We start from the raw sequence: 23,913 nt of genomic DNA, 5'->3' as shown, positions 1-23,913 counted from the left end.
GCGTCTTAAACATGGATCTTTGGAAGAATGGATTAAAAAAACATTAGAAATTTATATCCATAATCCTGATATTGATCCCTATTCACTCTTGCCCCCCCCATAATTCCCCCCTTTACTCACCGGTTACGTTTTTTTGTAACCGGTGAACCGGGGTAAGATGGCGGCCCCAGATTATTACACCCTTTGGGGTACTTCAGCCTGCGGCCGCCTGCAGTTATTCCTGTTGCATTTAAATTTAATTGACAATTTATGGTTTTGTGCGAGTATAGCTTTTAAAATAAAAGACGTTAACTAGGAGGATGTATAAATGAAGAAATTGTTTATTCTGATTTCAATGGCTGTTTTTGTGGGTATTACTTCCCCACTCTATGCTATCACAATACTAGAAGATTTTGATTCTTACGGTTCAGGAACTATAATAGATGGGAGCGGTGGAACCAATTGGGGTACTAATTGGACTGGCAGCGGATCTCCAACATTTGTAGGAGATTCTGGATCAGGAAAACTGACTGCATCTGGAGCGGGTGATAATGTATATAGGGCTTTTACTACTGCATTAACTTCTATTGATGCAAATGGTATTACAATTGAAATAAAACAGAGTGGCGCATCGTTTGGCGGGGGGGGGTATGGATCCTTTTTTCTTGGCGATTCAGTAGGTACTAAAGGTATTATGATAGGTTTCGTTAGCACTAACCCGATGCTAAATATACGTGGAATCACTGATTCTGCGGATCCAAGTTCTGGAACTGATATTAGCATATTTAGTAATGATTCATTTTATAACATCATAATAACAGAAGTAGATTTTGATAATAATCGATATAAGGCAAGAGTTGATGACGGGCCTGTATCTAACTATATTGATTTTGTTAATAATGTATCTAATTTTCAAACTTTAGGGGTATATCAATACAACACCTCTAACCCGACTTACTTTGATGACATATCTATTAGCGGCGTCCCCGAACCGTCAACATACGCTCTTTTCGGCATAGGGCTTTTAGGTTTTTTTGGCGGATGGATTAGGAAAAAAGCTGTAAGCTGTAAGCATTAAGCAAAAAACAAAATTAAAAACTAATAAAAAAGGACGCGGTACCCCGTGTCCTTTTTTATTTTCCTTGAAAAAGATATAATGGACAAACCGCGACACGAGCTATAACACCAAACATCCGGAACCCAGCCCCTAAATAGATATTGCACCCAGGGTGCAATATCTATTTAGTATCATTATGACCGCGTTATTTATTTCAGAAGTTTCCTATTTCAAGCTATTAAAACAGCTAAAAAAAGAAATACAGATTAGCTGTTGAACAAATAAGCATAGAGAGTTTTTTTGTAACCGGTGAACCGGGGTAAGATGGCGGCCCCAGATTATTATACCCTTTGAGTACTTCAGCCTGCGGCCGCCTGCAGTTTTTCCTGTCGCATTTAAGTTTAATTGACAATTTATGGTTTTGTGCGAGTATAGCTTTTAGAATAAAAGACGTTAATAAGAATAAGGAGAGTATATAAATGAAGAAATTGTTTATTCTGATTTCAATGGCTGTTTTTGTGGGTATTACTTCCCCACTCTATGCTATCACAATAACAGAAGATTTTAGTTCTTACGGTTCAGGAACTATAATAAATGGGAGCGGTGGAGACAATTGGGGCACTAATTGGACGACTGGCAACGGATCTCCGACATTTGTAGGAGATGATGGAGCAGGAAAACTGACTGCATCTAGCGCTGGTGATAGTGTATATAGGGCTTTTAATACTACGTTAACGTCTATTTATGCAAATGGTATTACAATTAAGATGAAAATGGACATCACAGCCCCCTGGGAAGGAATCTACGGCGGGTTCCAATTAGTAGATAGCAACAGCACCGCGGGTATTTATATATCCTTCGTTAATGACGGGAATATAAAGATACGTGGTCTCACCGGTGTTGGGTCTGCAGGAACCGACCTTGCCACTATTGGTGGTGGATATTTTCATACCGTTACAATAACAGAAGTAGATTTTGATAACAATCAATATAAGGCAAAAGTTGATAGCGGGGTTGAATCTGAATATATTGCCTTTTATGCTGGGGTAGAAACTGTTTCTGATTTTCAAACTTTATCTTTACTGCAACAGAACGACATCTACTACACCAGCTTTGATGACATATCTATCAGCAACGTTCCCGAGCCGTCAACATACGCTCTTTTCGGCATAGGGCTTTTGGGGTTTTTTGGCGGATGGATTAGGAAAAAAGCTGTAAGCTGTAAGCATTAAGCAAAAAACAAAATTAAAAACTAATAAAATTGATTTCATTTAGAGAAAAACACAATACACCCCTGCATCTAAACTCCTAATTTTTAGACACACCAATATATTAATTCACTGTTTTCTCTATCTCTATAAAGGCTCTAATCCTCTGAGTTATAGCACGTAAACTCGGTTTTGTCAAGAGCATAGAGAGTTTTTCTGTAACCGGTGAACCGGGGTAAGATGGCGGCCCCAGATTATTATACCCTTTCGGGTCCTTCAGCCTTCGGCCGCCTGCAGTTTTTCCTGTTGCATTTAAGTTTAATTGACAATTTATGGTTTTGTGCGAGAATAGCTTTTAGAAATGAAAAACGTTAATAAGAATAAGGAGAGTGTATAAATGAAGAAATTGTTTATTCTATTATTCATTGCGGTGCCTATTGTTTTAATCAGCTCTCAAGTTTTTGCGGCAGTTATCAATTTTGGAGATGATTTTGAGGATTATGGAGTAAACCAGACACTTGTTGGACAAAGTGAAGGTACAGGAACGTGGGATTTGCAAGATTGGGCGGCTACTGGGCTTACACACAATACTAACTGGTACATTAACAATGGAGTCGAGAAGGGTCGCTTTTACGGAAATTTATTGACGGATGGTACAGTAACTCGTTCTTTTAACGGAGCAACAAGCGACAATGGTCAGGTGTTCAGTTTTACGTTAAGCATAGATGACGCTGATGTCGAGGCGACGTATCCTACCGTGTTTTTTAGTGAAGGAGCAACTCTTGGCCCGGATTTACAATTCTTTAAAAACGGTGGTGGGCTTTTGTTTTTGACGTCTAATGCTGGTACTGTAACAGTAAAAAGTTTTGGGGAAGCATCTTCTGCATCCGCAGAAATTACTTTAAAAGACTTCAATTTTGGCAACGACACCTACGATATCTGGGTTGATGATGTGCTCATACTTAACAATACACCTTTCAAAAGTGATATTGGAGAATTAAATACATTTGGTATATCCGGCGCGTCTAATAGTTCTAACGTATATATTGACGATATCAGCGCTGTTCCCGAGCCGTCAACATACGCTCTTTTCGGCATAGGGCTTTTAGGTTTTTTTGGCGGATGGATTAGGAAAAAAGCTGTAAGCTGTAAGCATTAAGCAAAAAAACAAAATTAAAAACTAATAAAAAGGACACGGTAACCCGTGTCCTTTTTTATTTTCCACGGATTAGCTATTGAACAAATAAAATTGATTAGATACAATATATTTCCATAATGAGTATCGCACTTTTTCTGATTACTGTACTTGGAACGTTTTTCACTATTGCGCAGATAATATTTCTTCGCGAATTTCTTGTCATTTTCTTTGGTAACGAATTATCTATCGGCATTATTCTTTCACAATGGCTTTTAGGGATAACAATCGGTGCTATCGCAGCCGGCCAATTATCACGTTTTTATAAAGATGCCGCCCCGTACTTTTTCGCTCTCGTTTTTCTTATTTCGATATTGCTGATAAAGGAACTATATTTCATACGTCTAACACGATCTATTTTTAATGTTTCTCCGGGCCATTTAGTCCCTCTTATCACACTTTTTAAGGCAACGGCACTAAGGATACTTCCCTTTTCAATTCTTGCAGGCGCATTTTTCCCCACTGCCTGCAAAATGGTTTCTCAGATAGAGACTACAAAAACACATACTGCTCAACCTATAGGTAAAGTATATATCTCAGAATGTATTGGAAGTATCGCGGGAGGAATACTGTTTACGTATTTTCTTGTCGAACTTTCTAACCAGTTTCTCGTGTTGTGCGCCTTTGCAATTATAATAGCTTTTTTCTCCCTCATTTTATTTTTCAGTATCAAGAAAACTATCTCGCGCACAATAGTGATTGTCCCGTTTATTATCAGCCTTATCGGAATACCACTTTTAATATGGTTTGGATATTCCGATTCTTTAAACAACTCTTCTATCATAAAACGTTGGAACAGCTTTAACCCTAATATTGAATACATCACATCTGCCGATACAAAATACGAAAATCTTTCTTTAGGAAAACAAGAAGATCTTTATAGTATGTTTGGTAACGGTCAATATATGCTTTCATTTCCTGATCCGTATCAATACGCGTCATATGCCCACTTAGCACTTTCCCAGCATCCGTCACCTAAAAACATTCTTCTTATAGGCGGTGGACTCGGAGGATTACTAAGTGAAATATTACTACACCCTATTGAGAGCGTAGACTATGTTGAACTTGACCCGGCACTTATTACCCTTGTCACAGATCATCTGGAACCGCCAAACAATGATTTTCTGAAAGATTCCCGGCTCACTATTCATTTATCGGATGGACGATATTTTGTAAAACATACAGAAAACACCTATGATATCGTATTAATCAACGTATCTGATCCTTCAACTGCGTTCGTCAACCGTTATTACACACTCAATTTTTATAATGAGGTTCTGGATATACTTAAACCAAATGGTGTGTGTGCCTCGCAGATCAGTTCCGGAAGCGATTATTTAGACACCGATTTAAATGATTATATCGGATCCGTATACCAAACACTCAAAAAAGTTTTCTCACACATTGTCGTAACACCAGGAACACAAAACTACTTCTTTGCCGCTCAGGAAGAAGGCGTTATTACAACAAATCCTAATACTCTCAGTAAGAGGTATACTGCAAGCGGAACAAAAAGCCGCTATTTTAAAGCCGTGATATTAAGACAATTTTTTCAACCTGACAGAGTTTCCTATATAAACTCAATGCTCAAAAAAACTACCGCTTCGTTAGTAAACACTGATTTCAAACCGATAACCTATTACCTTAATTTCGTCTTGTGGGATAGATATTCCGGCTCTCATTTAAATCATGTGCTTGGCTTGATAAGAAAAATCCGATTCAAAACAATCCTTCTCGTTCTTATCCTGTTTTTTTTGTTGCGGTTATTCCTATCCCGCAAAAAAGCGTTTAAACCAAATCTGAGATTTAACACGCTTACCGCAATCTTTATAACCGGTATGGCGGGTATGGCCTTTGAAATAGCCCTTATACTCATGTATCAAAATACCTACGGATACATATACCAAAAAATAGGTTTACTACTTGCACTGTTCATGGCAGGGCTAACCGTCGGGAGCATTCTCACCAACACATTGTTTAAACGTATTTTTGCCACTTTCATTATTTTTGAAAGCACTCTGCTTGTTTTTGCATTGGCACTACCGATTATTTTGTGGCATATTTCGCTCTCATCTACATTGATTCTCACGGCAAATATATCAATGTATATTTTTTACATACTTGTATTCGTATCAGGATTTTTGACTGGTGGAGAATTTCCTCTCGCAAACAAACTGTATTTTTCTACACAGAAATCTCTGGGTCACACTGCAGGAATGATAGATGGATGGGACTGTTTCGGCGCGGCGTGCGGTGCACTTCTTACGGGTATGTACGCGATTCCCATTCTCGGATTAACTCAAACCTGCATATTAATCGCCGTGTTAAAAGGAGGATGCATTGCTCTTTTTGTTACACAAAAAAGACAATCATAAATAGCGGTTAGGGTTTAGCGGATAGCGTTTAGTTTTTGCTTAAATTGTTTTTTTACTATACGCTAAGCGCTCTACGCTACACGCTAATAGTTTCTCATAAAATATCCACATTAGCATGCTTTTGTCCCGGAGGGTTACAGATACCCCGCTTTGAAGACTCGATAAATTCTATCATCTCTTGAACTTCCGGCGTGAGATCGCCTTTTTTTATTTCAGCAATTGCCTGTTTTACATTAAGCCCAGAATTAAACAATAGTCTGAACGCATTTTTAATAACTGTACGTCCGGCAAGCCCTATACCCGCCCTTTTTAAGCCAACACTATTAGGGGCAATAGGAACAACTCCTCTCCCCCCACAAGTAATAAACGGAGGGACATCTTTATTTACAGCAGATAAACCGCTTATCATTGCAAGACGCCCTATACGGCAAAACTGGTGTACAACAATATTTCCTGAAACAAACGCCTGGTCACCGACCTCAACATGACCTGCAAGCAAGGTATTGGACGCTATAATAGCGTTATTTCCGATAATACAGTTATGGGCAGCATGCGCATACCCCATAAAATAATTATTATTACCTATAATGGTTTTTGACCCTTCTTTTGTTCCTCGATGTATCCAAGAATGTTCACGGAACACATTATTGTCACCTATCTCAAGGTAAGTCTCTTGACCATTGTACGAAACATCCTGCGGTTCATGGCCGAGTATCACCCCCATGTGTATACGATTATTTTTTCCTATTGTTGTCCATCCGGTTATATAGGAATGAGCAAGTATAGTTGTCCCATCCCCGATTGATACAACACCGTCTATTACAACATAGGGACCAATATCCACATTGTTTCCAATTGTAACCTTGTCACCAATAATTGCTGTTGGATGAATAGCCATAACACTCCTTGATTTCGTTTATCGTTCACACCCATAAAATTTATAAATAAATTTTTCTGGGTATTGTCCCCTTTGGGGATAGTTCATCGTTGATCGTAAATAAATATTCTACATACAATAAAACTCAAATCTCGAGGTACTATATACGGTCTTTATTAAACGTATCTAAATAAATATCTTCTATAACAACACGACGCGGTAACTGTATGAGGTAAAAAACAAGCTCAACCACATCTTCTACTTTAAGACAATCAAGGACACTCTCCTCATTGCCCCAATTACGTTCATTCAAAGAATCTACCATATAAGGATATATCGTATGGATTAATATTCCATACGCCTTTAATTCCTTCGCTAGTGCTTTTGAAAGACCCACAACACCAAATTTTGATGCAGAGTACAAGGCTTTCTTCTCCAGACCAATTCTCCCGCCAACACTGGAAAAATTAATTATTTTTCCACCATTCTTATTTTTTGACAGTACCTTACCAAATTCCCGGCACAAGAGATATGTCCCTGTTAAATTACTACCGATTATATTGTTCCAGTCGTCCATTGTCGTATCAAAAAAGTCTTTTTCAAGATACTGCCCGGCACACTGCACGAGAAAATCAACTTTTGAAAAAGCTTTTTCAACTTCACCCCTAAATGCAACTACATCATCTTCAGATGAAACATCAACGATACCGGTAAGAACAGAAACTCCGTGTGATTCGCACTCATCTTTTACTTCATCAAGTGCTTCACGAGACCGCGCAATAAGCGCTACATCAATACCTTTTTCGGCAAACGCTACGGCAATACCTCTGCCAATACCCCGAGAAGCCCCCGTTATCACTGCGGTTTTTCCTTTTATGTCTCTTTGCATATATCGTTACCTATGATCCATTCTTCTCTGTTGCTCCAAACGTCTCTGTTGTTCTTCATACCTTCTTCGTCGATCCTGTACTTCTCTACGCTGCTGGGCCTGACGGCGCGTTTCATCACGCAATCTTTTATCTTCCCTTTGACGGTGCAGTTCTCTCTGAAGTCGGCGTTCTTCAGCTTGCCGCCTGGTTTCATTTTGTATACGCTGTGCGTTTCTTCTACGCCGTTCTTCTGCCTGCCATTTTTGAAACCGATCCCCGCGCTCCTGGCGATCTTTTTCTTTTTTAATCATTTTTGTAAACGCTTCAAGCGAAAGTGTTTTCCCTCTGTATTCAACGAGACCGTCTTTCATCACTCTTCTTTTAAGAACCTCAGTCTGCGCATTGAGCACCTTAATAATATCCGCCACTTCTTTAGGTTCAAATTCAGGATGTTGTTTTTGTATTAGTTTCAGCTCATTGACCCCCAAGAGAAACCCTTTCAATGCTTGTATTTCACGGCCGCGATCAACATCACTGTTGGCTTTTGTCAGCAAGAGATAGACTTCATCGAGGCGTGCCTTAGGCTTTAATTTCCGTTTAGCGGCAAAACTGTCTTCAGTAACACTTGCGCTCAAAATAAGTCCGATTATCATTATAAAGAAATATTGTTTATAAGATCTCACTGTGTCCTCCTATTATTACTTCTCAACCACTGTTACTGTAACGCCTTTTCATTAAAAACAATCCCCGGTATCTTCGTGTCAATCGAAACATTAATACCCAGCGGTATTGTCAAATTAGTCTTACTATGTCCGGAAGGAAAACCAAAGAGTATAGGAATATCATATTCCTTAAAAGTTTCTTTAATCCTCTCAACTAATCCTCTGTGCGTTCCACATCGAAGCATTTCTCCAAACACAATTCCCTTTACCGAATCATATTTTCCTGCAAGTTTTAAATGATACAGCATTTCATCAAAGTGGTGATAATATTCACCGACATCCTCTATAAAAAGTATCGTGTCTTTTGTATTAATTTCATATGGAGTACCCATCATATGCACAATAGATGTTAAACACCCTCCGACAAGCTTCCCGGAGCATTTACCGTGTTTAATAACAGATATCTTTTTGTGCGTCAATACCCCTAAAGGTTTATTGACCATTAACGCATTTAAGAAAGAATTTTTCTTTATTGCACTCATAGCGGTATTTATCTCACCCAGTAACATTGGCCCATGAAATGCAACCATGTTGCACTGAAAGAGAAGATAAGATAAAAACACTGTCGCATCACTGTATCCGAGCACAACCTTCGGATTTGATCGTATCGTATTTTTATCAAGAAACGGAAGTATTCTTATCATACCATATCCGCCTTTTGCGTGAATAACCGCTTTGACCTGAGGGTCACGGAACAGTTCATTTATATCCTCGGCTCTCAATTTATCTTCTTCTATAGTATAGACGCGAGGAGTCAATATATGTTCTTTATACTTCACCCGAAAACCAAATCTCTTGAGAGTCCGAGTAGCATAGTTAAGATTTTCTAGCAAAACGGTATTCGACGGCGACACTATACCAATAAGATCGCCTTTTTTCAGGGCATGCGGTTTTATTATCATTTTACCTATTACCTATCACTTTGAATATACGTACACACTAATAATATTAGATTATAATTTATAATTCTATTAAATAAACCTTTTTTTTAATAGAGCAACCATTTATAATAGGTTTATGAAACCTGGATGTTCCTATCATTTTATTGGTATTGCAGGAAGTGGCATGAGTCCACTTGCACAAATAGTCCGCAGTCAGGGGAATACTGTTACCGGTTCTGACAGGTCGTTTGATACACAGGGTTTATCAGGCAACCCTCTTGTTGATATTTTTCGCAATCAATGTATTACTCTGTACCCACAAGATGGTTCTGCCATAAAAACACGACCTGACGCGGTTATCGTTTCAAGCGCGATCGAAAAAGATAATCCAGATATTATAAGTGCTCATGACAATGCAATCACTATCATGACCAGAGCCGAGCTTCTCGCGGCTTTATCCAATGAGAAACTATGTATTGCAGTCGGCGGGACAAGTGGCAAATCAACAGTGACCGCAATGATTGCCCATATCCTGGATCTATGCAACCATAATCCAACCTACATTGGCGGCGGTATCTTAAAAAATCTATCCGAAACACCATCTTTAGCAAATTTTTTTCATGGGCAATCTCCTATCATATGCATTGAAACAGATGAAAGTGACGGTAGCATTGTTCTCTACAAACCAACGATTTCAGTCCTGACAAATATCAGTAAAGACCATAAAGATATCTCGGTGTTACTATCTCTTTTCCAAGAATTTATTAACAACACCTCCCAAACAGTTATCATCAATAATGACTGTCCTTATACGGACACATTAACTGTACCGAAGGAAAAGGCAATAACCTGCGGTATCGATACATGTGCTGAATATCAAGCGCATGAAATAACTTCTTGCGATACTTACTCTCAATTTACAGTCAAAGATACTTCTTTTAGAGTATCGCTCCCGGGACGTCACAATATAGCAAATGCTCTAACCGCTATTGCTGCATGCCACACATTAGATATACCTCTTACCGATATCGCCTCAGCCCTCAAACAATTTAAAGGCATTAAAAGGCGGCTGGAACTCATTGGTGAAACTCGCGGTATAAAAGTGTATGATGATTTTTCACATAACCCGGACAAGATCTCTGCAGCATTATCTGCGCTACGTCCACACTGTAACCGTGTGATCGCTGTTTTCCAACCCCATGGATTTGCGCCAACAAAACATCTTAGGGATGATTATATAACTCTTTTCTCAAATCAGATACGCGATAAAGACATCCTGTTTATTACAGACATATATGATGCAGGAGGAAGCGCTACTCGGGATATTCACTCATCAGAGCTTATAGAGAAGATTAAAACAAATCAGCCCGAAAAAGACTGTCAGTACCTTCCTGACAAAAAGGATATTATGCACTGGGTGGAAAAGAATTCACGTTCAGGCGATACGATCCTTGTGATGGGTGCTCGAGACAATTCACTAACCGAGCTATGTGAAAATATTGTGAAAAATATTTCTAACACAAAGTAAAGACGATTACGCACACTTTTCTTATCTCAAAAACAAACAGATTTTATTTCCCTTTTAATAAATTATATATATCAAGCGAGGTCCCTGCGTTAATAAGCTTTGTGCGAAAGTCAGCATTCGTCATTAGGAACATTATTTTAGCGTGAATATTCAGGTATCTTTCGTAGTAAGCATCTGGCCCTGCGATCATAAACACGAGATATACCAGTCCTCCATCTACTGCATCAAAAAGAAGCCCCCCGCGTTTTCTTCCAACTGCAATCACATAATCGTCTACCGTATTGGTTCTCGCGTGTGGGACAGCAATCCCGATACCAATTCCTGTTGAAAGCGTTTGTTCTCTTTCTAAAATACCTTCGCATAATACATCTGCATCATTTATTTCCGGCGCACGCGCTAAAACATCGACCATTTCACGCAACACATCTTCTTTTTTTGTTGCGACAATATCGTGCACCCTGTTTTTCTTAAGCATTTTTGAAATATGCACTAAATGAAAACTTCTCTGAAAACCACTCATTTGTTTATCCTCTTTCGTAACATTTCAATTTCTGCATTAGCATCTTGTTTTTGTTTTTCCTTAGCAAGCGGACTTTCAACATACCTCCCATAATACCGTAACGATTGGAGATAGTCACCTTTTTCATTATAGGCTTTTCCGATATCGAGATATACTTCAACTAAATCAGGGTTTATGTCTATGGCTCGTTTAAACTCTCGTATTGCCTGATCAATAGACTTTTGCATTAAATATACTTTACCAAGAGAATAATGCACATACCCATAGTCCTCTGTCATTGATTTTGCGCCTTCTATGCTTTTAATCGCTTTTTCAAACATCCCCTTTTCCGCATACGCCATGCCAATATGCAGCTTTGCAAAAACATATTGCGGCTCGATCTTCAAAATCCATTCATATTGTTCGATCGCTTTATCATATTCTTTTTTTACATAGTAAATATTCCCTAAAATGAGATGTCCATTAACATCATGAGGATCAATGGTGAGTGCGATCTGCGCTTCTTCTATCGCTTCAGGATACATCTTCTTTTTTGCATATACCGCAGCAAGGTTAAGATGCGCAATATAATATTTTGGATCAACATCAAGTGCTTCTTTATAAGCTTTTATCGCTGCGTTATATCTTCCCTGTCGCGTATACGTAAGACCAAGCCCTATTCGGGCAGCACTATATGTCGGGTCAATAAAAATCGCTTTATTGAAACAATCTATAGCATCACCCAACTGTCCCTGCATCTCATATGAAAGAGCACAGTTATATAGCGCACCCAAATGTTCTTCATTGATATGTATTGCTTTTTTATACATATGGATCGCTTCACCGTAGCGCTTCTCTTTATAATACTCGTTTCCTCGTTTAAAAAAAGTGTCCCCTACTTCAGCATACGAAACTGAACAAAAACCTATACTATAGGCAAACAACACAAAAATTTGTAATAACAAATAATATTTTTTCATAGTATTGGTATTGTAATATAATAGGACTACATGTCAAGGCATCTCGTTATCAATAGCGGATAGCGGATAGTAAAAACTAATTCTAAAACCTATACGCTAATCATTAAAAAATTCTCCAAGAAACTCTTGACGCTCGTGAGTATCGATCTGGTCCTGTATCCACCCATTTTTAAATCCATATTTTTCTAAAAGAGACTCGGCATATGCATACTCAGCGTGTGTAATTCGACGGTTTATTACGGGATGCTCGCATGCTTTGTGGACAGGTTCATATTGCCTCATAAGACTGATTGGCATATCAGGTGACAAATCATTGGCAATAAATTTTAATACATTGTGAGTGCTCTCTCCCAAAGAAGGTAAAACCAAATGCCTTACAATTAGTCCACTTATCGCAACCCCATTATCTGTTACGAGATCCCCTACCTGTGCAAACATTTCTTTTATTATCTGTCGATTGATCGATACATAGTCCAAACACCCGGAAAAAGTATACGCCGCAGCATCATCCCCGTATCGCATATCAGGCAAATATATATCTACGATACTTGCGAGCATTTGTATCGTTTTCAGAGAGTCATACCCGCTGGTATTGTACACAATGGGAAGCGAAAACCCTTTATCAATAGCTAATATGAGCGCTTCTATTATTTGGGGGACAACATGTGTTGGCGTAACAAGATTAAGATTATGACAACCTAGGTCCTGCAATTCCAGAAAACTGTCTGCCAGCTGAAACGAATTTACCTCTTCTCCCTTTCCTTCCCAGCTAAATTGATGGTTCTGGCAATATACACACCTCAGATTACAGTGAGAAAAAAATACTGTACCGGACCCGTTTACCCCTGAAAGAACAGGTTCCTCTCCCCTATGAGGCATAGACGTATATACTTTTGAGTACCTGCCCAGACCGCAATATCCCAATTCACCCTGCAATCTATTCACACCGCATTTTCGAGGACATAAATCACATGATGATAACCTCTCATTAAATGCTGATGAAACTGCTTTTAGATTATCTTTGGACGTGTGGGACAAATATCGTGGGTTCATTCTTAAATCCTTGAGAAAACTGCTCGTATGGTGAAAAGCACTTATTAAAAGATTCCTTTTTTCAGGAGCTTCATAAATTCCCCAACGAGTTCTTTATCAAGCCAGCCTTTCTCGGCTTCACTCCATAATTCTTTTATTGCGTCTTTCTCGGTTAATAATGTGCGGTAGGGTCTATTCGTGGTCAGAGCATCATACACATCAACAACCTGTAAAATCCGTGCAGTAATGGGTATTTCTTCACCCTTCAAACCGTCCGGATACCCGCTTCCATCCCATCTCTCATGATGATGTCTGATCATCTGTACCGCATTGGCAAGCGTACGCAGAGGTTTGCATATCTTCTCTCCTATAACAGGATGCAATCTCATAATCTTCCATTCATCGTCGGTGAGCGGACCGGGTTTTAAGAGTATATTATCAGGAATACCGATTTTTCCAATATCATGAAGGATGGCCCCGCGTTTCAAAGCCCTGCAATATTCTTCGGGAAAACCAAGGTACTCTGCGAGTGCAACTGAATATATTGCCAATCGTTCACAATGACCCTCTGCATAAGCGTCTTTTGCTTCAATACTAAGCGCGAGACTAGTAATAACCATTTCGGCGTTTTCCAGTTCTTCATTTAAATATTTTGTTTTTAAGAGTGATTTGATCCTCGCAAACAATATTGTATCATTGAACGGTTTATTTATAAAATCATCAGCACCAACTTCAATACCTTTTACCTTATCAGCTAAGTCCGATAGCGCAGTGATCATAATAATCGGGATTAAACGTGTTTTTTCATCACTTTTAAGTTTTTCGCACAACTGAAAACCATCTACATGAGGCATCATCACATCAAGCAAAATAAGATCAGGTTTTTCATCTTCAACTTTTTTGAGTGCGGTAATACCGTCGTAGGCAATGATTGCTTCATGTCCCATTGGCTGAATAATCTGCTTCAAGAGATCAACACTCAATCTACTGTCATCAACAATCAGTATTTTTGTTTTATGGTCGACTTCTTCTCTTTGCATGGTATTACTCCGCATCACTCCATATAAGATCTTTTATCACTTTTTTCTGGTGTTCGGTAAGATCACAAAACTGCACATCAGCTTCTGTAGCAAAACCGTGCTCGGTAAATATTTTTCTCGTTTTCAGTATTTTTCCGAGAAGAATTAACGGTTGCTCCTCAGGTGTCCTCTGTATCGAAATTTCCAGCACTTGCCTTGCCTTAACAGTCTCAAAGGTTATTGCCCTTAAACCTGTCCGCCAGATATAGGTCATTTTAGCCTTTTCTGGCTGTTTTGTCATTAAAAGGAATTTTTTTGTAACCTTGATGATCAGGTCTTTGCGATACTCACTGGAAATACCATCTCGTCTATCCAGTCCACTTCTTCGGTCACCACCTGTTCGCCGATAAACAATACGCAATCTATTTAATAATCCTACCTTGATTGGCTTTCTGCGTGGAGTACCTCTTCGTTCAGTGCCGTTTCTTTTGTCATTATCACGTACCGGAGACATAGCGTCCTTTATTTTCTTATTAGTTTTACACCAAAACTACCATCAATTTTATCTAAATGTGGCCATGTTTTAAACATTTTTTCCACATAAAAGTCATTTCTTTTAGCGAGAAATTTTTTAATAATTTCCTCATCTTCAGCCGTATCAATCGAGCAGGTACTATAAACCATTACGCCACAGCTTTTTACATAGTCTGCACTAATGAGTAACAGCTCTTCTTGCACTTTGCTTAGTCTTGATATATCACGCTGGCTGATACGCCATTTTGCCTCTACCCTCTTTAAAAGCACCCCTTGATTAGAACACGGCACATCCACAAGAACTCTATCACATAAATCTACTGACAGGATCTTTTTTTCTTTTAACAGATCCTGGCAGATAGGCCGAGCAATACAAGACCCCATTCGATCACAATTTTCTTTTAAACGTTCTAGCCGCTTATCGTCATTATCAAGTGCATAGATTATTCCTTCATTATTCATTTTTTGTGCACTATAGGTCGTTTTACCTCCGGGTGCCGCACACAATTCGAGTATTGTTTCACCTGGTTGAGGATCAAGCATATCAACAATTCTCAGTGTTGATTCATCCTGCACATAAAAACACCCATCCTTATATTCTTTGAGATCATCAATTATAATAGAAGATTGTATACGAATAGCCAACGGATGTGTGCCGGCACTTGCAGAAATACCCAGCTTATGCAAGCGGTTCAGGAGCTCATCTCTTGAGAGCTTATGTGTATTTACTCTAAGGGTAATTTCAGGGGATGCGTTCATTGCCTCCAAAAATGGTACAAGCTCTTTCTCCGGCAATATACTTTTCCATTTTACTATTAGCCACTCAGGAAAAGAATACATAATTGACAGATACTGAACATAGTTGTCTTTCTTGAGAAACCCTGAGATATCCTTTGAAGATGTCGTAACTTTGCGTAACAGGGCATTAACAAAGTTTCCGCTCTTGATACTTTTTACCTTTGCCAATTCTACACTTTCGTTCAGCGCTGCATAATGAGGTATTTTATCTAGATAGACCAGTTGATACACTCCGACACGCAACACATTCTTGATATACGGATCAATGTTTTTGTGCGAGGAATATTTCTTTATATACCAATCAATCGTATTGAGATGCCGTATAACCCCATATGATAATTCTGTAAAAAGCGCACGATCAGAACCGGAAATGCCGGAGGTGTTCATATAATGCGAAAGAAGATTTTTTACGGTTGCTGTTTGAGAACATGTTACACGTTCAACAAGTTTAACAGCACATTCTCTCGTTTTTGACACACCACGTTTATTACTCACAGATAGGTATTCCCGTTTGTATTATTTTTTTATTAAAAACTGGATAGCTTCTTCAACTTCCGTATAATCGACCATGGTATCCTTGCATGGGCCGTGCGGCCATACATTGTGTACCGTAATAACATGTTTTCCTGATGTCTTAAGAAACCCTAAAAAAAGCTCTTTTCCGCATGCAACGGCAATAATCGCTTTTGTCTCGGGATTTTTGATAATACGGACCGCCTCCCGCCCACCGGCAACAAAATGAATCCGAATGTCGTATCGGTCAGTTATTTCAACAAGGTCCTTTACCGAACATTTTCCGCATTTTTTGCAATTTGCCGCGTTTACAATAATCTTGTGAGGACAATCACTTTTCTGCAGACAATGAGGGCATAATACAATTATTTGGTCACTGGTATATTTATGAGCGCTTCTGTATGAACGCCAGTTATTGAAAGAAAGAATCGCTTCCTGCAGGTATGACCCTCTTGAGTTTAACGAGAGCTTATGTTTATAGCGCTCGATACAACTAGATCTCTTTTCTAAATTGTTCCCCACATGCCACCTTATAGCCATTTAAAAATGTTGAAACATCCATTGGTTTTTTACCCGGCACTTGCAGCGTTTTCAGGCTGATAACACCATGCCCAGTCTTAACAGCAATGTTGTTTTTAGTAACGTCTATGATCTGTCCAGGAACAGCACTGGCGTCGTCATTGACGATATCATCATATGTCACTTTATGTATTTTAATCAATTCATATTTACCATGTATCTTGAAATATGTATGCGCACATGGTTTCGGGTAAAGCGCCCGCACCACATTAAAAATATCGCGCGCGGGCTTATCCCATGTTATTAACTGTTCATCTTTACTGAATTTATGAGCGTAGGTAGCATCCACATCATCTTGTTTTACTCTCTTACTCTGGCCCCGTTCAATCATATCAAGTGCGCGTAGAACGAAGGGCCCGCTCATACGTGCGAACCGTTCATATAACGACTGGTACGTATCATACCTGCCGATATCAACATACTCCTGCAAAACAATATCTCCGGCATCCAGTTTTTTTTCTATATAAAAAACGGTGATTCCCGTACGGGTGAATCCTTCAGAAAGTGCCCGCTGTATCGGTGTTGCCCCGCGAAACTTTGGCAAATATGACATATGAATATTGAGTGCACCCATAGACGGGACCTGAATCAATGCATCACAGAGTATTTTACCAAAGGAGACAATGATAAACAGATCAGGTTTAAGACTTTTTAATGTATCAATAGATTCCGGGGAATTAATATTTTCAAATTGATAGAGAGGATATTCATGCTGCTCGGCAGCCATTTTTACCGGTGAAGGCGTAACATGCATGTGTCTACCCTGAGGTCTATCACAAACGGTAACAACACCGCAAATAGTATGTGCGCTAAGCGCTATATCGTTTAAACAACTAACGGCAATGTCCGGTGTACCAAAGAAAACAATGTTCATTCCACTCACATCCAATCATCAGTATTTTCTTCTGGCTCACTTTTTTTTGGTTTGGGAATAATCTGAGACAGTGCACCTAACAAAAAAGCTACATATAAAAATAAATAAATAAATTCAATATAGGGAACAACAATACCAACAAACGCAATTATCACCATCAGGAGCGCAACAGGCGTCACTGCATAGACACACACATTAAACATATGTTCATACGTAACACCTATTTCTTTGAGCGCCTTATTTGAAATAATGATAACCATACTAAAAAAAGCTGCTTGAATAAGCTTTGCAATTAAAAAATAAAGAAAATAAAAGAGCGGAAAGAATATCATGCTTATGACAGCAAAGGTTTTCTTCCACTTATGGACATTAGGTTCATTAAAAACAAAATCTTTTATTTGCGCGGTATTGAGCACTCCGCTTTCAACAATATCAGGCTGAATTATTGCAGCTGCAAATGTCGCGCCAAGTATCGCAAGATTTATTTCACTAAACTGAAAATGATTTTCTTTCAGTGCATCAAGCCTGATATATACTTTTTGCCTGTTTACTAAAACGCCCATACCATACTTCTTATCAAGCGTAGTTTTCGTATCAAAAGGATCGATGATAATAGCGGAATTTCCCTCTTCGACATAGAGTGGCTGAGGATCAGCATAGTTGAGCGCACCATCTCGTATAGAGAAATCAGGGATATGCGACAGTGTCCACTGCGCAAGTTTATTGAGCTCTGTTTTTAATGTTATCGTATAGCGCAGACCGATGCACAGTGATGCTAAGAGTGCAACAACACAAAAATACTGCAGGGTTTTATAGAATGGCTGTCTCAGTATGTCTTTATAAAACTGAAAGCTGGTTATGCTGAGCCATATACTTTTAAAAATCTGTGCCCCTAAAAATGTCATTTATTACATAACTTTCTTTTGATAAAAACAGCGGATATTTATTACATATAGGGTTGAGAGCTTATTTTTTTAAGCTTTTTGGATAAGAATGTACGTTTAAGAGAATTTAAATGATCTATGAACAATATACCGTTGATATGATCTATCTCATGCTGGAGAACGACAGCTGACATATCAGAATACTCTGCTATGATTTCCTCTCCTTCAAGTGTCTGCGTTTTTAGCTTTATCCATTGGGAACGCGTAACCGTTTCATAAATCCCCGGAACACTCAAACAACCTTCATCGCCTCGTATTGATCCCTGTGTTTCTATTATCTCAGGATTTATATATGCAGTTGACCCAATGTTAAGATTTGTCAGTTCAAAAACAATAAGCCGAACAGACTGGCCGATTTGAGGTGCAGCTAAGCCAACTCCCGGTTCATTCCTCATTGTTTCTATCATGTCCTGAGCAAGAACTCTTATCGAATCTGTTATCTCTGTAATAGGCGCGGCTTTCGCCCTCAGAACAGGATCACCATACCTTCTAATTTCGTGAATCATAAGAGCCTTCCAATAATTACTTCACAAATGCATCAATAGCATCAAACTGTACACATTCATTGACAATTGATAATGCACGATCAATCTTATCCTGCCCCTTCAAACTCACATGTCCCAATACCGTCGTAAACTTATCTGCGGTCGTCAAAGTATCATATGGGACAACAATAATCGGTACTTTTTTCGCCATTGCCGTCATCACAATATTATTGTGCGGCTGCAGATCACCGGTTAATATCAAACATCGCGTTGATGTTTCAAGAGCTGCAAGCTGAAGCTCCCCTCTATCTCCACCGGTAATGACAGCCTTATTGTGTATGTTCTTGAAATACTTCAGTGCGCTTGTAACCGTCATCGCACCAACGCAAACACGTTCAACAAGGTTATCAAGCTGATCTTCACAGCACACTACTTTTCCATCCAGAGAAGCAACGATCTCTTTCACAGAAAGAGAATGCAAAATAGGGTCTTCATGCATGAAACCAACAGTTTCAATATTCTTTTTTTGTAAAAATGGTACGATATGTGACCGAAACAGCTTTTCTTTTGTCTTCGGTATCATGTTCATCACAACACCGAGGAGCGCATCACCGAGAATACTCTTTGTCCAGGTCAATGCATCAACCATGGTCTTCTCACTATAATCATATCTGTCGATAATAATTGCTTTTGCGTCAAGTAGTTTAATAAGATCCACCTGAGACGCACTAATAAAGCTGCATGAGTAGATGCTTCCCGTACCGCCAATTATCACTATATCCTTGTCTCTGGCGATCTTTTTATATGCATTTAATATCTTGGTATACACATCGATCTGGGCACCTTCATATATCTCGCACATCATCTCAGATGTCAAAACCACGGGACATATATCTGCGAGATCATCCTTTAAGGACAGTTCCTTTTTAAAAAATACCGCGTCCTCTTCTGTTAATACCCCTTCATGAGTAACCGGCGTGACACCTATTGGTTTAAAATATCCTACTTTTAACCCTTTATTTACAAAATGTTGTGCAACACCGAGTGCAACGAGCCTTTTTCCTGAAAAATCTAATGTTGAACCGATAAATAATGCTTTCACTTCCACCTCTCTTTTTTTATGACATACCTACGTACAATATGTTTTTGTTTGTAACCGTTGAAGAACATAATTCTCTACGGGATTTATTCTAACGCGATCGTAATACGTGAATCTATAGCGATCATAGACTCAGCTCCCTTTTCATAGGCCTTGAAGGGATTTATATCCATTTCGAGGATCTCCGGAAAATCGCACACTAGCTGACTGATCCTGAGCAATGATTCTTTTACCGCTTCAAGATCAACGCCTTTTTCTCCGCGAACACCTTTGAGTAGAGGAAACATCTTAATTTCACGGATCATTACTTCAGCGTCATGAGATGTCAATGGGGCAATTCTAAATGATACGTCCTTTAACACCTCAACATAGATACCCCCCATACCAAACATAATAAGAGACCCAAATGACGGATCTTTGGTAACACCAATAATAATTTCTTTCCCACCGGTAACCATCTTTGTTACCTGCACTCCCTCGATATGTGCATCAGGTATGGCGCGTGATACGCTTGAGATGATAGAATTATAGGCTTCCTTTACTTCATCAGCATTTTTGAGGTTAACTTTCACTCCGCCCACATCTGATTTATGAATAACGTCAGGGGAAAAGATCTTCAAAACAACGGGATACCCTATTTTGTCGGCAGTTTTTACCGCATCATCAATCTTATGCGCAATAAGAGTTTCCGGTACACGAATACCGTAAGCGATCAATATCTCGCGGGCATCAGATTCTGATATTTGCGGTTCACCGCTTTTCATATTACCATCAATGATTTTTCTTACCACAGCCTTATCAACAGAATATTTCTCGGGCAAAGCATACTTTCCCTGCCGCATCATGCGATATTCTGACATAGTTTCTATAGCTTTGACAGCCCGTTCGGGATACGCATAATTCGGCACTTTGTGTGCATTCAATATTCCTGCGCCCTGATCAACAAGGTTCCCGCCGATAAAAGAAGTAAATATCGGTTTGGTGGCAGTTTTATTCACTTCAGCGATACATTCAGCAATTTCTTTGACGTTACTCATTGCCTGCGGAGTAAGGATGGTAAGAATACTGTCTATATCAGGATCCTCTAAAATAACTTCCATCGAGTTTTTATAGCGGTCGTCACGTGCATCGCCAATAATATCTATAGGATTGTACAAAGCTGCAGTTGGCGGCAACACTTTGGTAAGCTTTTGGGCCGCATCCTTTGTAATTTTTGCCATATTGAGCTTAGATTTTTCAACTGAATCAGCAGCAATAATTCCCGGACCACCGGCATTGGTAAGAATAACAATGTTATCGCCTTTCGGCACTTCCTGATATGAAAACGCTAATGCATAATCAAACAATTCTTCAATACTCTGAGCGCGGATAACACCCGCCTGATCAAATGCTGCTTTATACGCATTATCAGAACCTGCAAGAGTACCGGTATGAGAAGATATTGCACGCGCACCGGCAGATGTTGATCCTGACTTGGTAATGATAATAGGTTTTTTCTGTGATACTCTTTGCGCTACTTCTATAAATCGTTTTCCGTCAGTGATTCCCTCAACATAGCCGAGGATCACATCAGTGTGCGGGTCATCAGCAAGCGCTTCAAGCATATCGATCTCGCTCAGGTCCATTTTGTTTCCCAGGCTGATAAATTTCGACAAACCGATCTTTTCCTTAATTGCCCAATCCAAAACAGCAGTACCTAAAGCACCTGATTGAGAGAAAAATGCAATGTTCCCTTCTTGAGGCATTCCGGGACCAAACGCGGCATTAACCTTTGAAGACGTATCAAGAAGCCCCAGACAATTTGGTCCGAGTGTTCTCACTCCACGATCTTTTAAGAGCTGTTTTAATTCATCTTCCTTTTCTACACCTTCAGGGCCTGTTTCTTTAAAACCGGCACTAATGACAATAACTGACTTAAAAGCATCAGGTTTTGCGGTTTTAACCGTATTAATAATATGTTTTGGAGGTATGACAAAAACCGCCAGATCAACCGGCTCACCTATTTCATCAAACGACGTGTAAACCTTATGCCCCATAAGTTCACCGCCCTTGATATTAACAGGATATACCTTACCTTTATAGCCGTAATTCACCATATTATACATCACAGCGTACCCGACCTTGCGCTCTTCATGTGAAGCGCCAACAATAGCTACCGAACGAGGAGAAAATAACGTGTCTAACATAACCTGCCTTTCTAGTGTATCTATGTTAATATTTATATATTTTAATAAGCATGCACTTAGTATACAAAGAGACCAAAGGTTTGACAAGAGGCAATCCGACAAATATTCTTATTGCACCTATGACGCACTAAAAGTTCATAGTTTTCTGTATCAAAGGCACTTACACAATGCCTTCACTCCCTGTACACATAAACTAAAAAACCGATACGGATAGAAATAAATGAGGTATACGCCACTACTAAGCCCGTATATTTCTTTCATTACCTTTGGACGAGGAAATACGTTTTCACCTACATAATACAGTTTCTTTAGACATCCATCAATACTAAAAATCGGCATAATAATACCAAGCATAGGAATACGCCTTCTTTCTTTTACCATACTCAGTATTTTCTTCTCATACCCTGACAGTTTCACTGTGTTTATACCGCTACAACCAAGAAGCGGGCTCTTGTACTGAAGAACATCGCGCAGGAATTCAAGCGTAAAACGGCTCGGTCGTCTTCCGCCGAGCATATCAATACTTTCATGTAACGTTCCACAGTTTATTCCATCCTTATATCTTTCTAGAAGCATCACAACATCGATAAACTGCTGCAGGGAATTATAGGAATGCTTTTCATTATGAATGCATGAGATAACAACCTGATCAGGAGGAGATATATTTTTCACATAGATCATATCATCAATACTGACGGCTCTAGCCAACATCGTTTGCATATCCCATTGGCAATAATATTTTCTTGTTCGAATTCTTTCCTGATCAAACGCATCGGCATGCAGATCAAAGACTATTCCGGAAGGAGCATAGAACAAATGTCTATAGATAGAATTTTGCCTATATCCTTTCTCGCGCAGAAGGTTTTGAACATACGCAAATTGTTCTTGGCCAACAACAATATCAATATCATCCATGACTCTCATGCCTTTATCAGGATAGCAAAGGCTAAGGAGGGCTGCTCCTTTTATAATGAGTGCGGGTATTTTTTCTTCTTCAAAAATACGTGAAACAGATTTTAGTTCATCCATGAGAAGAAGATTTTTTGACTTAATGCCAAGAAATTCATGTTCGAGTTTTTCACTCACTTCTTGGGGAATGCTCTCTAATAGTCCTCTTTTCTTCAAGACATAAAAAATAATGCCGCTTACATTCTCACTAGCTGCACACCTTAAAAAATGCTCCCAATCATACGTATGTGAACATTTTTCCTGCAAATCACTATCAAACACATTCTTGCTCAGAAGTGCACATAAATCGATTATTAATTGTAATTCAGGGCTGCAAACCATAAAACTTCCTCTTCAATATCTATTGACAGGAACTGTTCTCATAGGATGTAATATACGGATGCCACATACACATTATTACGATCTAAAACAGCACATTAAAACAGCTCATTTTGATACCGGGTCACTTCTCTTTAATTGTATAAATCACGAGGTATATACCGTAAATCACAGTGCAGCAAACATCATTAGCTGTTTAGAAAATAAATCATCTGTACCTGATATCATACGGCATATGAAAGAAATATACAATATAACTTACATGCAAGCAACGATTCCGCAACAATACGCATAAGGTATGATTTTAAGCTTAATTAGAGGTTTTTAAACAAAGGGTCATATTCGCGAAAGGATTTCGCTTAAAAAATTGGATTACAAAAGACGATTATATCT

General features: G+C 39.0%; 22 protein-coding genes. 5 read left to right on the top strand and 17 right to left on the bottom strand.

Annotation, left to right across the window (positions count from 1 at the left end; translation table 11 throughout):
• The first annotated feature begins 307 nt into the window (after positions 1–307).
• The 4 genes from P9M13_02930 to P9M13_02915 all read left to right on the top strand — a co-directional run bounded on the left by P9M13_02930 (position 308) and on the right by P9M13_02915 (position 5,814).
• Complete coding sequence (locus P9M13_02930; GenBank protein ID MDP8262240.1) at positions 308–1,057, top strand: PEP-CTERM sorting domain-containing protein; 750 nt, start codon at positions 308–310, stop codon at positions 1,055–1,057.
• A gap of 458 nt (positions 1,058–1,515) precedes the next feature.
• Positions 1,516–2,268, top strand: a complete 753-nt coding sequence (locus tag P9M13_02925; protein MDP8262239.1) for a PEP-CTERM sorting domain-containing protein — start codon at positions 1,516–1,518, stop codon at positions 2,266–2,268.
• Between the two features lie 373 nt (positions 2,269–2,641).
• Positions 2,642–3,403 carry a PEP-CTERM sorting domain-containing protein gene (locus tag P9M13_02920; GenBank protein ID MDP8262238.1) on the top strand — a complete coding sequence of 254 codons (762 nt, stop codon included), beginning with the start codon at positions 2,642–2,644 and terminating at the stop codon, positions 3,401–3,403.
• A 116-nt stretch (positions 3,404–3,519) separates the two neighbouring features.
• Positions 3,520–5,814, top strand: coding sequence for a hypothetical protein (locus P9M13_02915; protein MDP8262237.1), 2,295 nt, complete (start codon positions 3,520–3,522; stop codon positions 5,812–5,814).
• 94 nt (positions 5,815–5,908) lie between these two features.
• On the opposite strand, the gene lpxA is transcribed toward P9M13_02915, so the two are convergent.
• The 4 genes from lpxA to P9M13_02895 form a co-directional block, all read right to left on the bottom strand.
• Positions 5,909–6,712, bottom strand: coding sequence for an acyl-ACP--UDP-N-acetylglucosamine O-acyltransferase (gene lpxA / locus P9M13_02910; protein ID MDP8262236.1), 804 nt, complete (start codon positions 6,710–6,712; stop codon positions 5,909–5,911).
• Positions 6,713–6,851: 139 nt separating this feature from the next.
• Positions 6,852–7,580, bottom strand: a complete 729-nt coding sequence (locus P9M13_02905) for an SDR family oxidoreductase (GenBank protein MDP8262235.1) — start codon at positions 7,578–7,580, stop codon at positions 6,852–6,854.
• Positions 7,581–7,586: 6 nt separating this feature from the next.
• Positions 7,587–8,243 carry a hypothetical protein gene (locus P9M13_02900; GenBank protein MDP8262234.1) on the bottom strand — a complete coding sequence of 219 codons (657 nt, stop codon included), beginning with the start codon at positions 8,241–8,243 and terminating at the stop codon, positions 7,587–7,589.
• 32 nt (positions 8,244–8,275) lie between these two features.
• The gene (locus P9M13_02895) at positions 8,276–9,184 is read right to left on the bottom strand and encodes an LD-carboxypeptidase (GenBank protein MDP8262233.1); all 909 of its coding nucleotides are present in this window, start codon (positions 9,182–9,184) and stop codon (positions 8,276–8,278) included.
• Positions 9,185–9,299: 115 nt separating this feature from the next.
• Between P9M13_02895 and murC the strand changes: the two genes are divergently transcribed.
• Positions 9,300–10,691: a UDP-N-acetylmuramate--L-alanine ligase gene (murC, locus tag P9M13_02890; GenBank protein MDP8262232.1), complete on the top strand. Its 1,392-nt coding sequence runs from the start codon at positions 9,300–9,302 to the stop codon at positions 10,689–10,691.
• A 43-nt stretch (positions 10,692–10,734) separates the two neighbouring features.
• Here the strand turns inward: murC and P9M13_02885 are convergent, their stop codons facing one another.
• From P9M13_02885 to P9M13_02825, 13 genes are all read right to left on the bottom strand, one after another.
• Positions 10,735–11,211, bottom strand: coding sequence for a PTS sugar transporter subunit IIA (locus P9M13_02885; protein MDP8262231.1), 477 nt, complete (start codon positions 11,209–11,211; stop codon positions 10,735–10,737).
• Positions 11,208–12,170, bottom strand: coding sequence for a tetratricopeptide repeat protein (locus P9M13_02880; GenBank protein MDP8262230.1), 963 nt, complete (start codon positions 12,168–12,170; stop codon positions 11,208–11,210). Before P9M13_02880 ends, P9M13_02885 begins: the two co-directional genes overlap by 4 nt.
• Before the next feature lie 96 nt (positions 12,171–12,266).
• A complete protein-coding gene (locus tag P9M13_02875; GenBank protein ID MDP8262229.1) occupies positions 12,267–13,223 on the bottom strand; it encodes a hypothetical protein in 957 nt (318 codons plus the stop codon).
• 44 nt (positions 13,224–13,267) lie between these two features.
• On the bottom strand, positions 13,268–14,242 hold the full coding sequence (locus P9M13_02870; protein MDP8262228.1) for a response regulator: 975 nt from the start codon (positions 14,240–14,242) through the stop codon (positions 13,268–13,270).
• A 4-nt stretch (positions 14,243–14,246) separates the two neighbouring features.
• Positions 14,247–14,735, bottom strand: a complete 489-nt coding sequence (locus tag P9M13_02865) for a hypothetical protein (GenBank protein MDP8262227.1) — start codon at positions 14,733–14,735, stop codon at positions 14,247–14,249.
• 8 nt (positions 14,736–14,743) lie between these two features.
• Positions 14,744–16,048 (bottom strand): 16S rRNA (cytosine(967)-C(5))-methyltransferase RsmB, encoded by a 1,305-nt coding sequence (gene rsmB / locus P9M13_02860; GenBank protein MDP8262226.1) that lies wholly within the window; start codon positions 16,046–16,048, stop codon positions 14,744–14,746.
• A gap of 21 nt (positions 16,049–16,069) precedes the next feature.
• Positions 16,070–16,588, bottom strand: coding sequence for a DUF116 domain-containing protein (locus tag P9M13_02855; protein ID MDP8262225.1), 519 nt, complete (start codon positions 16,586–16,588; stop codon positions 16,070–16,072).
• Positions 16,560–17,519: a methionyl-tRNA formyltransferase gene (gene fmt, locus P9M13_02850; GenBank protein ID MDP8262224.1), complete on the bottom strand. Its 960-nt coding sequence runs from the start codon at positions 17,517–17,519 to the stop codon at positions 16,560–16,562. The genes P9M13_02855 and fmt overlap by 29 nt, the downstream gene beginning before the upstream one ends.
• A 5-nt stretch (positions 17,520–17,524) precedes the next feature.
• Complete coding sequence (locus P9M13_02845; GenBank protein MDP8262223.1) at positions 17,525–18,424, bottom strand: DUF1189 family protein; 900 nt, start codon at positions 18,422–18,424, stop codon at positions 17,525–17,527.
• Positions 18,425–18,465: 41 nt separating this feature from the next.
• Positions 18,466–18,969, bottom strand: coding sequence for a peptide deformylase (def, locus tag P9M13_02840; GenBank protein MDP8262222.1), 504 nt, complete (start codon positions 18,967–18,969; stop codon positions 18,466–18,468).
• 16 nt (positions 18,970–18,985) lie between these two features.
• A complete protein-coding gene (locus tag P9M13_02835; protein MDP8262221.1) occupies positions 18,986–20,050 on the bottom strand; it encodes a phosphotransacetylase family protein in 1,065 nt (354 codons plus the stop codon).
• Positions 20,051–20,133: 83 nt separating this feature from the next.
• Positions 20,134–22,233 (bottom strand): acetate--CoA ligase family protein, encoded by a 2,100-nt coding sequence (locus P9M13_02830; protein ID MDP8262220.1) that lies wholly within the window; start codon positions 22,231–22,233, stop codon positions 20,134–20,136.
• Between the two features lie 150 nt (positions 22,234–22,383).
• Positions 22,384–23,523: a nucleotidyltransferase family protein gene (locus tag P9M13_02825; GenBank protein ID MDP8262219.1), complete on the bottom strand. Its 1,140-nt coding sequence runs from the start codon at positions 23,521–23,523 to the stop codon at positions 22,384–22,386.
• Positions 23,524–23,913: the final 390 nt, after the last annotated feature.

This window comes from Candidatus Ancaeobacter aquaticus (assembly GCA_030765405.1).
Taxonomy (GTDB): Bacteria; Auribacterota; Ancaeobacteria; order Ancaeobacterales; family Ancaeobacteraceae; genus Ancaeobacter; species Ancaeobacter aquaticus.
Note: the sequence above shows the minus strand (reverse complement) of the source record. Positions and strands in the feature narration are given on the sequence as shown.